Below are 15227 nucleotides of genomic sequence, written 5' to 3'. Positions count from 1 at the left end.
CAACGAGTTTGGTGAGCAGAATCGGACCACGGGTCCTGAGCCAAAGGACAACTTTAGCAGATAGGAGCCCGTGGGTGTCAGTTCGACGCGCGGGCGGTGTACCGGCCCTGGGCGTTGGTGACGTGGAGGGGAAGCCCGAAGGTCGTCTCGAGGTTCGAGCTCGTGAGCACCTCGGAGATCGGGCCAGCCGCGACGACCTTGCCTTCGCGGAGCAGGAGCACGTGGGTGATCCCCACTGGGATCTCCTCGACGTGGTGCGTGACCATGACGATCGCGGGCGCGAACTCGCTCTGCGCGAAGCTGGAGAGCGCAGCGAGGAGGTTCTCGCGAGCTCCGAGATCGAGGGACGCGCTGGGCTCGTCCAGGAGGAGCAGCTCGGGGTCGGTCATGATCGCCCGTGCGATGAGCGTTCGCTTCTGCTCGCCGTCGCTGAGCGTGCCGAAGTCGCGCTCAGCGAACTCGCCGAGGTTCCATTCCTCGAGGACACGCTGCGCCCGGCGCTCGTCGATCTCCTCGTAGGCCTCGTTCCATCGGCCCGTGACCGCGTAGGAGGCGGTCAGTGCGACGTCGATGACTCGCTCGTCTTCGGGGATGCGCCTCGCCATCGCGCTCGACGCGACGCCGATGCGAGGACGAAGGTCGAAGACGTTGGTCCGGCCGAGGCGCTCCCCGAGCACGTCGACCTCTCCTGACGTGGGGTGCTGCGTCGCCGAGGCGAGCGAGAGCAGCGTCGATTTCCCGGCGCCGTTCGGGCCGAGCACCGCCCAGCGCTGCGTCTCGTCGACGGACCAGGTGACATGGTCGAGGATCGGACGACCGTTGCGAACGACCGTAGCGTCGTTGAATTCGAGAACCGTTGCCATATGCCCCAGCCTAGACGCGGCTCGTGCGCTGGCTTGGGCGGCGCACCGCGTCAGCCAACGAGCTGCTCGTAGATGGAGATCGTCTCGTCGCTGATGCGGCGCCAGGTGAACTCGCGCTCGGCGCGCTCGCGCCCCGCCCTGCCGTAGCGAGCGGCCGTCTCGGGGTCGCTGACGACCTCGGTGAGCACTCGTGCGAGGTCGGCGACGAACTTGTCTGGGTCGAGCGGGGTTCCCGTGCCGTCCGTTGCCTGCTCGATCGGCACGAGGCGTCCGGTCACCCCGTCGTCGACGACCTCGGGGATGCCGCCGGTCGCCGTGCCGACCACGGCTGTGCCGCAGGCCATGGCCTCGAGGTTCACGATGCCGAGCGGCTCGTAGATCGAGGGGCAGGCGAAGACCGTCGATGCCGAGAGCGCGGTCATGATCTCGCGCTTGCTGAGGTGGCGCGCGAGCCAGAGGACGCCATCGCGCTCGGTCTGCAGCTGCTCGACGAGACCTGCGACCTCTGCCTCGATCTCGGGGGTGTCCGGGGCGCCGGCGCACAGGATGACCTGCACCTCAGGTGGCAGCTCGCGCACGGCGCGCAGGAAGTACGGGAGACCCTTCTGCCGAGTGATGCGGCCGACGAAGACGACAGCGGGGCGGTCGGGGTCGATGCCGAGGGCACGTGCGGCCTCAGGGTCCTCGACGCGCTGCCAGGTCTCGAGGTCGATGCCGTTGTAGACGACCTCGACCTTCTCCGGGTCGAGGTTCGGGTAGGCGCGGAGGATGTCGGCGCGCATCCCGTGGCTCACGGCGATGATGCGGTCGGCGTGCTCGTAGGAGACCTGCTCGATCCAGCTGGAGAGGCGGTAGCCGCCTCCGAGCTGCTCTGCCTTCCAGGGGCGGAGCGGCTCGAGGCTGTGCGCCGTGATGACGTGCGGGATGCCGTGCAGCAGCTTCGCGACGTGGCCCGCGGCGTTCGCGTACCAGGTGTGCGAGTGCACGAGGTCGGCACCCGCGATGTCGTTCGCGATCTCGAGGTCGGTGCCGAGGAAGCCGAGAGCCGGGTTCGCGGATCGGAGGGCAGGGGGCGTGTTGTACGCGTAGGTCTGCTGCTCGTCGCGCGCCTCTCCGAAGCAGCGGACGTTGACGTCGATGTCGCGTCTCATCGCCTTGACGAGCTCGGTGACGTGGACTCCGGCCCCGCCGTAGACGGCCGGTGGATACTCGCGTGTTACCAGATCAACTCTCACGGGCTCCACGGTAGTACAGCGGGGCTGGGAACCCCTAAGCTCGAGTCATGTCACAGGCAAAGGTGTTCGGCATCGTTCTCGCTGGTGGTGAGGGGAAGCGGCTCATGCCGCTCACCGCAGACCGGGCAAAGCCCGCTGTGCCCTTCGCAGGCCAGTATCGACTCATCGACTTCGCGCTTTCGAACCTGGTGAATTCCGGGCTCCACAAGATCGTCGTCCTGACGCAGTACAAGTCCCACTCTCTCGACCGTCACGTGTCGCACACGTGGCGTCTCCCCGCGATGCTCAACTCCTACGTCGCCTCCGTGCCAGCGCAGCAGCGACTCGGCAAGCGGTGGTTCTCCGGCTCGGCAGATGCCATCCGGCAGAGCCTGAACCTCATCAACGACGAGTCCCCGGACATCGTGGTCGTCGTCGGCGCGGACCACGTCTACCGCATGGACTTCTCCCAGATGATCGAGGCGCACATCGCCTCCGGGCGCAGCGCGACGGTCGCCGCGATCCGCCAGCCGATCTCGCTCTCGGACCAGTTCGGCGTGATCGACGTCGACCCGGACGACCGAACGCTCATCCGCGAGTTCCTCGAGAAGCCGGAAGACGCTCAGGGGCTGCCGGACAGCCCGGGCGAGATCCTCGCCTCGATGGGAAACTACGTCTTCACGGCCGACAAGCTGGTCGAAGCCGTCATCCGCGACTCGACGCTCGAGGACTCCAAGCACGACATGGGTGGAGACATCATCCCGAGCTTCGTCGATCAGGGCGACTGCGGGGTCTACGACCTCAAGGACAACATCGTCCCAGGGTCGACGGAACGCGATCGCGACTACTGGCGCGACGTGGGAACGATCGACTCGTTCTACGACGCTCATATGGACCTCATCTCCACGCTGCCGATCTTCAACCTCTACAACGAGAAGTGGCCGATCTTCGCGCAGCAGCTGAACTCTCCCCCGGCCAAGTTCGTGCGGGACAGCCGTGGGTCCACGGGCACGATGATCGACTCGATCATCTCGCTCGGCTCGGTGATCTCCGGTGCGCACATCGAGCGGAGCGTGCTCGGTCCGTGGGACAACGTCGAGTCCGGAGCCGCAGTCGTCGACTCCATCCTCTTCGACCGAGTCAACGTGCAGGCTGGTGCTGTCGTGCGTCGCGCGATCCTGGACAAGAACGTCATCGTCAAGGAAGGCGCCTCAGTCGGCGTCGACCGTGAGCACGACCTCCGACGCGGCTTCACGGTCACCGACTCTGGCCTCACGGTCGTGGAGAAGTTCGGGATCGTCGAGCCGTGACCTCGGGCACGTCCCCCCGGTCACCCTTCCTGGTCGTCCTCGACGTCGACTCGACCCTCATCGAAGACGAGGTCATCGAGCTGATCGCCGACTACGCCGGGGTGACCGATGAGGTTGCCGAGGTCACCGGGCGAGCCATGGCGGGCGAGCTGAACTTCGAGGAGAGCCTGCGCCACCGCGTTGCGCTCCTCGAGGGTGTCTCCTCGACGGATGTCGCGTCGGTGGTGGATCGGGTCGTCGTCACGAACGGCGTCCCAGAGCTCATCGACGGCGTGCACGCGGCCGGCGGTTCCATCGCGGCCGTGTCGGGAGGCTTCCACGAGATCCTCGACGAGCTCGCAGAGCGGCTCGGCCTCGACCGCTGGCGCGCGAACCGCTTCGAGGTCGTCGACGGCAAGCTCACGGGCAAGGTGTCCGGGCCCATCATCGGGAGCGAGGCGAAGCGCGAGACGCTGCTCGAGTGGGCTCACGAGCTCGGCATTGACCCGTCCCGCACGGTCGCGATCGGCGACGGCGCCAACGATCTCGGCATGATGTCGGCTGCTGGTCTCTCGATCGCGTTCGACGCGAAGCCGGTTGTCCGGGAACAGGCGCACGTCAGCCTCCCCGATCGCGACATGCGGCAGGTGCTCGCAGCCCTTGGCCTCGAGGGCTGACGACCGAACAGGGCGACTACCGAGTGCAGAGACTCACGAGCAGAGCGGGCCGAGCGGATGCATATCCGCTCGGCCCGCTCTGCTCGTTGATCTCTGTGCGTCGGGCCGACGGCGTGCCGCTAGTGCCCCATGCCGAGGCCGCCATCGACCGGGATGACGGCGCCTGAGATGTACCCGGCGTCATCGCTGGCGAGCCAGGCGGCGGTCTTGGCGATCTCGTCGACGCTTCCGTAGCGGGCCGCCGGGATCTGAGACAGGTATTCCTTCTTGGTCTCCTCGGGAAGCACCGCCGTCATCTCGGTCTCGATGAATCCCGGGGCGATGACGTTCGCGGTGATGCCCCGCGAGCCGAGCTCGCGGGTGAGGGAGCGGGCCATGCCGATGAGGCCGGCCTTCGCGGACGAGTAGTTGATCTGGCCGGGCGAGCCGAAGAGCCCGACGACGCTCGAGATGAAGACGACCCGGCCGAAGCGAGCCTTGAGCATCCCCTTCGAGGAGCGCTTGAGGACGCGGAAGACGCCGGTCAGGTTCGTGTCGATGACCTGCTGGAAGTCGTCCTCCGACATGCGGAGCAGGAGGTTGTCCTTCGTGATGCCGGCGTTCGCGATGAGCACCTCGACGGCCCCGAGCTGCTCCTCCACGGCTGTGAAGGCCGCGTCGACGCTCGCAGCGTCGGTGACGTCCGCCCGAACGGTGAGAGCGCCCTCAGGGCCGCCCTCCCCCGAGCGCGAGGTCACCGCGACGCGGTGGCCCAGGCTGACGAAGTGTGCGGCGATGGCGTAGCCGATGCCGCGGTTTCCTCCCGTGACGAGGACGGTTCTTTGGGTCATGCTGCTCCCTTGAGACGGTTCGCTCCAGTCTAGGGGCGAGGAGTAAGCTGAGCAGATCGCCGAGAGGAGCACCTGCCACCGTGCGATCACACACCACGAACGTCACCTCCATGGGGGACAGCGAGTACGACGAGCGCGCTGCCCGCATGAGGAAGTACACCATCATGATGCTCATCAGGGTGGCCTGCTTCGTCGCGCTCATCTGGGTGCGCGGACCGTGGATGTTCGTCTTCGCGGCCGGAGCGATCTTCCTCCCCTACTTCGCTGTCGTCATCGCGAACGCTGCCACGCAGCGGCGCACGCGGAAGGTGGAACGGCCGAGCTTCCTGCAGCGACGAGGCAAGCCGGATGCGTGAGGGATTCGACCTGCTCGGCGCGCTCCAGAACGGCGGGCTCGATGCCGCGGAAGCCGAGCCACGATGCTCGCGGGCCGGGTGCAGCTCCGACGCGACGATCCGGATCGTGTGGCGGAATCCGCGCATCCACGACGAGGCGCGTCGCAAGATCTGGCTCGCCTGCGACGAGCACGCCGGCTACCTCGCAGACTTCCTCCGCCAGCGTGACTTCCCGGTGACGGCCACGGCCATCTCGGCCGGGCAGCTCGACGACGATGTGGACGGGCGCGCGTGAGCGGCGAGCGTCGCTGGCGCTTCGCCTTCTCGAAGCGCTGGCTCGGCTACCTCGGCCTGCTGATCGTCTTCGCGATCGCGTGCGGCTTCCTGAGCCACTGGCAGTTCGAGCGGCGCGACGAGCGGGTCTCTGAGAACGCGCGGATCACCGGCAACTTCGACCGGGAGCCGGTTCCCCTCGAGAGCGAGCTCCCGGCGCTCGACGACTTCTCGATCGACCAGGAGTGGACTCCCGTGCTCCTGCAGGGGCGGTACCTCACCGACGAGCAGCTGCTCGCCAGGTCGCGGCCCCACAACGGGTTGCCGGGATTCGAGATCCTCACGCCATTCGAGACCGACGACGGGCGGGTGTTCATCGTCAACCGCGGCTGGATTCCGACGGGTGACGCGCAGGACTCCCCCGACCACATCCCGGCTGCCCCCGAAGGCGAGGCGACGATCGTCGCTCGCCTCAAGCCCGGCGAACCCGAGATCCCCGGACGAACGGCGCCCGCGGGACAGATCGCAACCATCCACCTGCCGCAGTTCGCCGACGAGCTCGGCACCGACCGCGTCTACACGGGTGCGTACGGACTCCTCTCGGCGGAGCGGCCCAACGCTGAGACGGGCGCGCTCACGACGAAGCCCGCGCTGAGCGAGGGCAACCACCTCTCGTACGCGTTCCAGTGGATCATCTTCGCCATCATCGCGCTCCTCGGCCTCATCTTCGGCCTGCGGGCCGAGTACCGCGACCGCAACCCGGACGACCCGAAGGTGCGCGAGGCCATCTCGCGCGAGCGAGAGCGCGCTGGACGACGCCGCAAGACCGACGCCGAGATCGAGGACGAGATCCTCGATCGCGCCGGCGGCTGATCGCCGAAGCACCCGCAAACACGAAGAGCGCATGCCCCCGGCTGGGAGCATGCGCTCTTCCTTGCAGCGAGCGACCCTGCTGCTGGGACGCCCTGCCTAGTTCATCGTGATGAGGTCGAAGTAATCGGGCGTCCAGTGGTCCTCCACGCCGTCCGGCATGATGAGCACGCGCTCGGGGTTGAGCGCCTCGACGGCCCCCTCGTCGTGACTGACCAGCACGACAGAGCCTTCGTAGTGTGCGAGCGCGTCGAGGATCTGCTCGCGGCTGAGCGGGTCGAGGTTGTTCGTGGGCTCGTCGAGCAGCAGCACGTTGGCGCTCGACACGACCAGCATCGCCAGCGCGAGGCGGGTCTTCTCGCCGCCGGAGAGCACACCGGCTGGCTTGTGCACGTCGTCACCCGAGAACAGGAACGAGCCGAGCACCTTGCGTGCCTCGGTCTCGGTGAGATGGCTGGACACGCTCACCATGTTCTGCAGCACGCTGCGCGCGACGTCGAGGGTCTCGTGCTCCTGCGCGTAGTAGCCGATCTTGAGGCCGTGCCCGGGCTCGAGCGCGCCGGTGTCGGGCTCGTCGACGCCGGCGAGCATCCGCAGCAGCGTCGTCTTGCCTGCACCGTTGAGGCCGAGGATGACAACACGGGACCCGCGGTCGATAGCCAGGTCGACGGCGGTGAAGATCTCGAGCGAGCCGTACGACTTCGAGAGGTTGGATGCGCGGAGCGGCGTCTTTCCGCACGCCGCGGGCGTCGGGAAGCGCAGCTTCGCGACGCGATCCGCGACTCGGACCTCCTCGAGACCCGAGAGCATCTTCTCGGCGCGCCTGGCCATCTGATGCGCCGCTGTGGCCTTCGTCGCCTTGGCGCCGAACTTCGCCGCCTGCTGCTGCAGGACGGAGGCCTTCTTCTCGATGTTCGCGCGCTCCTTCTTGCGGCGCTCCTGGTCTGCCTCGCGCTGGCGGAGGTAGTGCTTCCAGCCCATATTGTAGACGTCGATGACCTGGCGGTTCGCGTCGAGGTAGAAGACCCGGTTGACGGTGTCCCCCACGAGCTCCACGTCGTGGGAGATGACGATGAGTCCGCCCGCGTACCCCTTGAGGAACTCGCGCAGCCAGATGACGGAGTCGATGTCGAGGTGGTTCGTGGGCTCGTCGAGCAGCATGGTCTCGGCACCCGAGAAGAGGATGCGGGCGAGCTCGATGCGTCGGCGCTGTCCTCCGGAGAGCGTCTGCAGCTCCTGGTCGAGGATCCGGTCAGGCAGCTTGAGGTTGCTGGCGATGGCCGCCGCCTCGGCTTCTGCGGCATAGCCGCCGAGCGCCAGGAAGCGGTCATCGAGGCGCGAGTACTTCTTCATCGCGGACTCCTGCTCAGCAGGGGTGCCCTCGGCCATCGCCATGGTCGCCTCGTCGATGCCGAGACGCAGCTCGCCGAGCCCGCGGGCGTCCAGGATGCGGGTGCGGGCAGTCTGCGTGGGGTCGCCGCTCCGCGGGTCCTGCGGCAGGTAGCCGATCTCGCCGCGACGCTCGATCCGACCGGCCGTCGGGAGCGTGTCGCCGGCAAGGATCTTCGTCAGCGTCGTCTTGCCCGCGCCGTTGCGGCCGACGAGGCCGATCTTGTCGCCAGCGGCAACACGAAAGTCGACTCCCGACATGAGGGTGCGGGCACCCATGGTGATTTCGAGGTCATGTACGGCGAGCAAGAAGTGATTCCATTCGGTGAAGTGCGGGCGTTCGGGGTAAGTCGTGTGGTCTGTCGGGAAACGGTGCGGGGCCAGGTCGCGGCATGAACCGAGCCTGGCCCCATAGCCGACAACCTGCCCAGTCTAGACGAGGCGCGAAAGAGCCCCGCCGGGGCGGGGCTCTTCACTGCGGGACCGAGCTCAGATGTTGAACCCGAGCGCGCGCATCATGTCGCGGCCGTCGTCCGTGATCTTCTCAGGACCCCACGGCGGCATCCAGACCCAGTTGATGACGAAGCGCTCGACAGCACCCTCGAGTGCCTCGGCGGTCTCGGACTCGATGACGTCGGTCAGCGGGCAGCCCGCCGAGGTGAGCGTCATCGAGATCACGAGCGCGTCGGAGTCGTCGTCCCAGTTGAGGTCGTAGATGAGCCCGAGGTCGACGATGTTGACGCCGAGCTCCGGGTCAACGACCTCCTTGAGCGCTTCCTCGATCTCGTCGTAGCGTGTCGCTTCGAGTGTCGTCAGTGCCATGGCGAGATCCTACGCCTCGACCTGCTGGGCGAGGTAGCGGTCGTAACCCTCGTTCTCCAGGCGATCGGCGAGCTCGGGTCCACCCTGGTCTGCGACCTTGCCCGCGACGAAGACGTGCACGAAGTCAGGCTTGATGTAGCGCAGGATGCGCGTGTAGTGCGTGATGAGCAGCACACCGAGGCCGGTGTTCTCCTTGACGCGGTTGACACCCTCCGACACGATGCGGAGCGCGTCCACGTCGAGGCCAGAGTCGGTCTCGTCGAGCACGGCGAACTTGGGCTTGAGGAGCTCGAGCTGGAGGATCTCGTTGCGCTTCTTCTCTCCACCGGAGAAGCCCTCGTTGACGTTGCGCTCGGAGAACACGGGGTCCATGCGGAGCGCCGCCATGGAGGCCTTGACCTCCTTGAGCCACGGGCGCAGGGGCGGAGCCTCGCCGGCGACCGCGGTCTTGGCGGTACGCAGGAAGTTCGCGACCGTCACGCCGGGGATCTCCACCGGGTACTGCATCGCGAGGAAGAGGCCAGCCTTGGCACGCTCGTCGACGGACATCTCGAGGACGTCCTCGCCGTCGAGCGTGATCGAGCCACTGGTCACCTCGTACTTGGGGTGGCCCGCGATCGTGTAGGCGAGGGTCGACTTGCCAGAGCCGTTCGGCCCCATGATGGCGTGGATCTCGCCCTTGTTGATCGTCAGGTCGACACCGCGGAGGATTTCCTTGGTGCCCTGGTCGGTCTCGACCGTGACGTGGAGGTCGGATATCTGCAGCGTGGACATGTGCTAGCTCTTCTCCTCGAAGATTGGAGTGGGGTCGATGTAGATGTCGCCCGCTTGCACCTGGATGCGGTACACGGGCACTGGTTCGTAGGCGGGGAGGGTGCGTGGCCAGCCGGTCTTGAGCGAGAACTGGGAGCCGTGCGCCCAGCACTCGATCGAGTCGTCCTCCACGAAGCCCTCGGCGAGCGAGATGTCTCCGTGCGAGCACCGGTCGCCGAGAGCGAAGAGCTCACCGGCCGAGTCTCGGACCAGGCAGATGGCCTGGCCCTCGATCTCGAAGCGCTGCGGCGACTCGACCTTCACGTCATCTGCCGCGCAGAGACGCACCGAGGTCATCGCTCGGCGACGAGCAGGGGGCTTGCGCCCTCGTTGAGCTCGCGTTCGAGCGCATCCCGCAGGTGGGTGGCGATCTCCTCGTTGCCGATCTGCTGGACGATCTCGTTGAGGAAGCCGTGGACCACGAGGCGGCGGCTCATGGCTTCGGAGACGCCTCGGCTCATCAGGTAGAAGAGCTGCTCGTCGTCGAAGCGTCCGGTAGCCGAAGCGTGGCCGGCGCCCTCGATGTCGCCTGTCTCGATCTCGAGGTTCGGGACCGAGTCGGCGCGTGTGCCCTCGGAGAGGACGAGGTTGCGGTTCTGCTCGTAGGAGTCGGTGCCCGGTGCGTTCCGGCGGATGAGGACGTCGCCGATCCACACGGCACGCGCGCCTTCGCCCTGCAGTGCGCCCTTGTAGTTGACGCGGCTGCGCGTGTGCGGCGCGTTGTGGTCGACGAACACCTGGTGCTCGAGATGCTGGCCCGCGTCCGAGTAGTAGAGGCCGTACAGTTCGCCGTCAGCGCCCTGCGCGTTGAGCTGCAGCGTCGGGTTGAGGCGGACGATGCCGCCGCCGAGCGAGACCACGATGTGCTTGATGAAGGCGTCGCGCCCGACAGACAGGAAGTGCGACGAGAGGTGCTGCGCCGAGTCCTCCCACTCCTGCATGGAGACGACCGTGACGTTCGCCCCGTCGCCGACGAGGATCTCCACGTTCTCCGCGACCGTCGCCGCGCCGGTGTGGCGCAGGATGATGAGGCCCCTGGCGTGCGGCTTGATGTCGACCACGACGTGGGCGGCGGTAGCAGCACTGCCGAAGCCCTTGCGGTCCAGAACGAACTGCTTGTCGTCTTCACCGGAGACCTCGACGAGCAGCGCCTCCTCGAAGTTCGACCAGGCGTTCGCCGAGGCGCGGTCCTCTGGCTTGCCCGCGGATCCGATCCGCGCATCCGAGCGAGGGATCCAGCTGACTGCGACACCCTCGGTCTCCGAGAACTCGAGCTCGGGACGGGAGCCCGTGAGCTCGCCGCTGATGAGACCATCGAGCTTCGCGACGGGGGTGTACTTCCACTCGATCTCGCGACCGCTCAGCGGCGCGAAGTCGGCGAAGTCGAAGGAGGTGAACCGCTCCGACCTCGTCTGCACCGGCACCTCGGACCCAGGCCCGTGGCTGTGCTTGTTGAGACCGAGCGGGTTGACCTGCTCGCTCGTCACCTGCGTCGTCATCTAGCCGACCGATCCTTCCATGCTCATCTCGATGAGCTTGTTGAGTTCCAGCGCGTACTCCATCGGCAGCTCGCGCGCGATGGGCTCGATGAAGCCGCGCACGATCATGGCCATCGCCTCGGTCTCGGGGAGCCCGCGGCTCATGAGGTAGAACAGCTGCTCCTCGGACACCTTCGTGACCGTGGCCTCATGTCCGAGCTGCACGTCGTCGACGCGGATGTCGATCGCGGGGTACGTGTCGGAGCGCGACTGCGTGTCGACGAGCAGCGCGTCGCAGACGACGCTGTTCGAGGAATGGTGCGCCTTCGCGTCGATGCGCACTTCGCCGCGGTAACCGGCTCGACCGCCGCCCCTCGCGATGGACTTCGACGTGATCGACGACTGCGTGTACGGCGCCATGTGGATCATCTTCGCGCCGGCATCCTGGTGCTGGCCGGGACCTGCGAACGCGACGGACATGGTCTCGCCCTTGGCGTGCTCTCCGACGAGGTAGATCGACGGGTACTTCATCGTGACCTTGGACCCGATGTTGCCGTCGACCCACTCCATGGTGGCGCCCTCTTCGGCGATCGCGCGCTTCGTGACGAGGTTGTAGACGTTGTTCGACCAGTTCTGGATGGTCGTGTAGCGAACTCGCGCGTTCTTCTTGACGATGATCTCGACGACCGCGGAGTGCAGCGAGTCGGACTTGTAGATGGGAGCCGTGCAGCCCTCGATGTAGTGCACGTAGCTGCCCTCGTCGGCGATGATGAGCGTCCGCTCGAACTGGCCCATGTTCTCCGTGTTGATGCGGAAGTAGGCCTGCAGCGGGATCTCGACGTGGACGCCCTTGGGGACGTACACGAAGGAGCCACCCGACCACACGGCGGTGTTGAGCGCGGCGAACTTGTTGTCGCCAGAGGGGATGACGGTGCCGAAGTACTCCTCGAAGAACTCCGGGTGCTCGCGAAGCGCCGTGTCGGTGTCCATGAAGATGACACCCTGCTTCTCGAGCTCCTCGTTGATCTGGTGGTACACGACCTCGGACTCATACTGCGCGGCGACGCCCGCGACGAGGCGCTGGCGCTCTGCGTCGGGGATGCCGAGCTTCTCGTACGTGTTCTTGATGTCGTCCGGGAGGTCTTCCCAGGTCTGCGCCTGCTTCTCCGTCGAGCGCACGAAGTACTTGATGTTGTCGAAGTCGATGCCGGAGAGGTCAGCTCCCCAGTTCGGCATCGGCTTGCGCTCGAACATCTTGTAGCCCTTGAGACGCGTCTTCAGCATCCACTCGGGTTCGTCTTTCAGCTGCGAGATGTCGGCGACGACGGCATCGCTGATGCCTCGCTTCGCGGACGATCCCGCAACATCGGAGTCGGACCAGCCGAACTCATAGCGGCCGAGGCCCTCGAGTTCTGGGCGATCGATCAGGACATCTGACATGTCTGCCTCGTCTCTCTCATCTCTGAAGTCGTTCTCCACACGCGGCTGCTTCTGGGGCCTGTCGCCGTCGATCGTCTCGCGTGTGGGGTCTTCGGCCGGTGGGCCCGCGGTCGCTCGGGCAGACGGCGTGCGTCTACCTCTCGTAGAATGGAACCCGCGAGGGGCCTCCATTGTTCCCTGCGCCGCGATTCGGGCGCACGTCCCGAGCGAAGACAACAACTTCTATCCTACGCCAGACATGCCAGGCGTCTGAAAGGAACTCGTGACCGCGCAAGTCGCTCCCGTCCGTCCCTCACGAGCGGATGACCTCCGCGCGCGATTGCTGCCGACCAGCATCACCCGGTACACGCGCTTCCTGGCGTGGGCGAGCCTGGTCGCGAACATCGCCATCGTCGGCACGGGCGGACTCGTGCGACTCACCGGCTCCGGCCTCGGCTGCCCGACCTGGCCGTACTGCACGGAGGGGTCGCTCATCAACACGCCCGAGATGGGCATCCACGGCGTCATCGAGTTCGGCAACCGCCTGCTGACGGGCATCCTCTGCATCATCGCCCTGCTGCTGTTCCTCGCCGTGCTGCGCGTGCGCCCCCGCGGCATGCGCCTCGCCGTCCCCGCGTTCTCGATCGGTCTCCTCATCATCCTGCAGGCGATCGTGGGCGGCATCACGGTGCTCACGGGGCTCAACCCCGACATCGTCGGCCTCCACTTCCTCATCTCCGGCCTCATCTGCGCCATCGCAGCGGTGCTGCTGTTCCGCGTGCGAAGCGGCGAGCCCGTCCCCGAGGTGGGGACCCGGCTCGATGTCAGCCGGGCCGGCCTCGTGCTCACGATCAGCGTCGTCGTCAACGTTTGGGTGTGGGTGACGGTCTTCGTCGGCGCACTCACGACTGGCTCTGGGCCCCACGCCGGAGACTCGGCCGCCTCGCGGAACGGCCTCGATCCGGTCATCATGCAGCACGTGCACTCCTGGCCGGCCTACATCCTGCTCGCCTGCTCGCTCATCTTCGTCGTGGTCGCCTCGGTTCGGGGCTTCGCGGCGACGCGGCGAGTCTCGATCGGCCTGCTGTGCCTCATCGTCGCGCAAGCGGCCGTCGGCATCTGGCAGGCGCGCACCGGACTTCCCATCACGCTCGTCATCGTCCATATGGTGCTCTCGGTCACGACCATCGCCGTCGCCACGACCGCCGTCGCCACGATCCGTCGCGAAGGACGTCCAGCGCGCGTCTGATCGGGATCGGCTGATGCAGCGGCCCCGGCGAGCACTGCTCGCCGGGGCCGCTGCATGTCCCTGCCGCCCGCAAGCTGCCCGCCGCGCCGTGCCGTGCACCTCGCGGGCGCGCCTCCAAACCCGGCGAGTGCGCGCAGAGTTGTGGCGAAACGCGGTCGGGGCAAGTGGCAACAACACCTGGCCACAACCTTGCGCCCGGGCCCGCACCTCGCGCCCGCGCCCGCGCCCGGGCCCGCGCCCCAGCAGTCGGTCGAGAGCTGAGTTGTGGTTGCTGGGAGCGAGTCTTCACGACCACAACTCCGCTTTGGGCGAGTGGATGAAGGGCGGTAGGGCGGGGAGGCGTGGGTGTTCCGAGAGGGGTGGGGCGAGGGCGAGGCTCGTTGGACGAGGAGCGAGGGCGACCAGTTCCCACCGGCGGTGGGGAGACTCCAAGCCGGGCGCCTGCTGGAATCGATCTGATGCACCACGGTGTTGCGACCACCGCGAGAACCCGGCCTGCTCGCCGTGGTCGCTTCCTGCGCGATCGCACGCGGTCGCGAGCGATCTGAGTGTTGACCTCGGGCTGGGTGTTGACCTCGCGGCCAACCGTGATCTAGGAGATCAGCGGGTCGATGCCGACCGCGACGAAGACGAGCGTCAGGTACGTGATCGAGAGGTGGAAGACCTTCATGGGCTTGCCGCCCTTGCCGGTGATCGTGCGGTAGTAGAGCACGTGAGCCTCGTAGAGGAACCAGCCGCCCGACAGCAGCGCGACCGAGGTGTAGAGCCAGCCCATCCCCGCGACCGGCACGAGCAGGAGCGAGCAGATGACCGTCGCCCACGCGTAGAGGACGGTCTGCAGCGAGACCGAGAGCTCGCCCTCCGTGACGGACAGCATCGGCACGCTCGCCTTGGCGTAGTCGTCTCGGTACTTCACCGAGAGTGGCCAGTAGTGGGCTGGAGTCCACAGGAAGATGATCGCGAAGAGCACGAACGGCGCCCAGCTGAGCGAGTTGGTGACGCCGGCCCAGCCGATGAGGACGGGCATGCAGCCAGCCACGCCACCCCAGATGATGTTCTGCTCCGTGCGGCGCTTGAGCACGATCGTGTAGAAGACGACGTAGAGCAGGATCGCGCCGAGCGAGAGCGCTGCCGTCAGCGGGTTCGCGACGAGCCAGAGCACGACGATCGACAGGATGCCGAGGGCGAACGAGAAGACGAGAGCCTCTCGGTCTGAGAGCTCGCCCGTGACGAGCGGACGCTTGGCGGTGCGCTTCATCAGGCGGTCGATATCGCGGTCGATGTAGCAGTTGAAGGCGCTCGCGCTGCCCGCGGACATCGCTCCGCCGAGGACCACGCCGAGGACGAGCCACAGGTTCGGGACGCCACCGTGGGCGAGGAACATCGTCGGGACCGTCGTGATGAGGAGCAGCTCGATGATTCGAGGTTTCGTCAGCGCCACGTAGGCCCGTACCTTGCGCCCGAAAGGCTTCCGCTCCGGGGGTGCCACGGCCACTAGTTCATCGACAGACAAAGCCACCAATTCCTCTTCGCTCGAAATCTGCTGGCAATTCTATCTGCTCTTGCCCAGAAGCCGTCCCGTTTCCTGGGTGCGGCCAGCCTCACACCCGGCTGAAAGCGCTGTGAGGCTCGTCGCACGGAGAAACATGACCGGGAACTGAACGACGTTCCCCCCGCGCGGACCCGTCGTGGCGATAAGCTGTGAG

At 66.8% G+C, this 15227-nt stretch carries 16 protein-coding genes; 6 read left to right on the top strand and 10 right to left on the bottom strand.

Annotated features, from left to right (window positions below; all coding sequences use genetic code 11):
* Nucleotides 1–77: 77 nt before the first annotated feature.
* Together C5E07_RS07875 and glgA are read right to left on the bottom strand one after the other, a co-directional pair.
* Nucleotides 78–863, bottom strand: a complete 786-nt coding sequence (locus C5E07_RS07875; RefSeq protein WP_104299035.1) for an ABC transporter ATP-binding protein — start codon at nt 861–863, stop codon at nt 78–80.
* Nucleotides 864–913: 50 nt separating this feature from the next.
* Nucleotides 914–2098 carry a glycogen synthase gene (gene glgA, locus C5E07_RS07870; RefSeq protein ID WP_104299179.1) on the bottom strand — a complete coding sequence of 395 codons (1185 nt, stop codon included), beginning with the start codon at nt 2096–2098 and terminating at the stop codon, nt 914–916.
* A 47-nt stretch (nt 2099–2145) separates the two neighbouring features.
* Between glgA and C5E07_RS07865 the strand changes: the two genes are divergently transcribed.
* Together C5E07_RS07865 and serB are read left to right on the top strand one after the other, a co-directional pair.
* Nucleotides 2146–3387, top strand: a complete 1242-nt coding sequence (locus tag C5E07_RS07865; RefSeq protein ID WP_104241200.1) for a glucose-1-phosphate adenylyltransferase — start codon at nt 2146–2148, stop codon at nt 3385–3387.
* On the top strand, nt 3384–4043 hold the full coding sequence (gene serB, locus C5E07_RS07860) for a phosphoserine phosphatase SerB (RefSeq protein ID WP_104241201.1): 660 nt from the start codon (nt 3384–3386) through the stop codon (nt 4041–4043). The genes C5E07_RS07865 and serB overlap by 4 nt, the downstream gene beginning before the upstream one ends.
* A 119-nt stretch (nt 4044–4162) precedes the next feature.
* Here the strand turns inward: serB and C5E07_RS07855 are convergent, their stop codons facing one another.
* Complete coding sequence (locus C5E07_RS07855; RefSeq protein WP_104299034.1) at nt 4163–4873, bottom strand: beta-ketoacyl-ACP reductase; 711 nt, start codon at nt 4871–4873, stop codon at nt 4163–4165.
* 80 nt (nt 4874–4953) lie between these two features.
* On the opposite strand from C5E07_RS07855, the gene C5E07_RS07850 reads away from it, so the two are divergent.
* The 3 genes from C5E07_RS07850 to C5E07_RS07840 are packed head-to-tail and all read left to right on the top strand — an operon-like array spanning nt 4954 to nt 6354.
* A complete protein-coding gene (locus C5E07_RS07850; RefSeq protein ID WP_146080201.1) occupies nt 4954–5229 on the top strand; it encodes a DUF3099 domain-containing protein in 276 nt (91 codons plus the stop codon).
* A complete protein-coding gene (locus C5E07_RS07845; protein WP_258063119.1) occupies nt 5222–5503 on the top strand; it encodes an acetone carboxylase in 282 nt (93 codons plus the stop codon). Before C5E07_RS07850 ends, C5E07_RS07845 begins: the two co-directional genes overlap by 8 nt.
* Nucleotides 5500–6354: an SURF1 family protein gene (locus C5E07_RS07840; protein ID WP_104299033.1), complete on the top strand. Its 855-nt coding sequence runs from the start codon at nt 5500–5502 to the stop codon at nt 6352–6354. Before C5E07_RS07845 ends, C5E07_RS07840 begins: the two co-directional genes overlap by 4 nt.
* 96 nt (nt 6355–6450) lie before the next feature.
* Here C5E07_RS07840 and C5E07_RS07835 read toward each other — a convergent pair whose 3' ends face one another.
* The 6 genes from C5E07_RS07835 to sufB all read right to left on the bottom strand — a co-directional run bounded on the left by C5E07_RS07835 (nt 6451) and on the right by sufB (nt 12293).
* Complete coding sequence (locus tag C5E07_RS07835) at nt 6451–8049, bottom strand: ABC-F family ATP-binding cassette domain-containing protein (protein WP_104241205.1); 1599 nt, start codon at nt 8047–8049, stop codon at nt 6451–6453.
* 180 nt (nt 8050–8229) lie between these two features.
* Entirely contained in the window at nt 8230–8562 is a 333-nt protein-coding gene (locus C5E07_RS07830) for a metal-sulfur cluster assembly factor (RefSeq protein WP_104241206.1), read from the bottom strand.
* A 9-nt stretch (nt 8563–8571) separates the two neighbouring features.
* A complete protein-coding gene (gene sufC / locus C5E07_RS07825) occupies nt 8572–9336 on the bottom strand; it encodes a Fe-S cluster assembly ATPase SufC (RefSeq protein ID WP_068481926.1) in 765 nt (254 codons plus the stop codon).
* A 3-nt stretch (nt 9337–9339) separates the two neighbouring features.
* Nucleotides 9340–9672: a non-heme iron oxygenase ferredoxin subunit gene (locus tag C5E07_RS07820; RefSeq protein ID WP_104299032.1), complete on the bottom strand. Its 333-nt coding sequence runs from the start codon at nt 9670–9672 to the stop codon at nt 9340–9342.
* Nucleotides 9669–10874, bottom strand: coding sequence for a Fe-S cluster assembly protein SufD (gene sufD, locus C5E07_RS07815; protein ID WP_104299031.1), 1206 nt, complete (start codon nt 10872–10874; stop codon nt 9669–9671). Before sufD ends, C5E07_RS07820 begins: the two co-directional genes overlap by 4 nt.
* On the bottom strand, nt 10875–12293 hold the full coding sequence (sufB, locus tag C5E07_RS07810; RefSeq protein ID WP_104242038.1) for a Fe-S cluster assembly protein SufB: 1419 nt from the start codon (nt 12291–12293) through the stop codon (nt 10875–10877).
* Between the two features lie 262 nt (nt 12294–12555).
* Between sufB and C5E07_RS07805 the strand changes: the two genes are divergently transcribed.
* Complete coding sequence (locus C5E07_RS07805; protein ID WP_104241209.1) at nt 12556–13521, top strand: heme A synthase; 966 nt, start codon at nt 12556–12558, stop codon at nt 13519–13521.
* A 592-nt stretch (nt 13522–14113) separates the two neighbouring features.
* Here the strand turns inward: C5E07_RS07805 and C5E07_RS07800 are convergent.
* Nucleotides 14114–15016, bottom strand: coding sequence for a heme o synthase (locus tag C5E07_RS07800; protein ID WP_236558549.1), 903 nt, complete (start codon nt 15014–15016; stop codon nt 14114–14116).
* Nucleotides 15017–15227 lie beyond the last annotated feature (211 nt).

The sequence above is a fragment of the Pseudoclavibacter sp. RFBJ3 genome (assembly GCF_002931375.1).
Taxonomy (GTDB): Bacteria; Actinomycetota; Actinomycetes; order Actinomycetales; family Microbacteriaceae; genus Pseudoclavibacter.
This window is presented reverse-complemented; position numbering and strand designations above follow the sequence as displayed.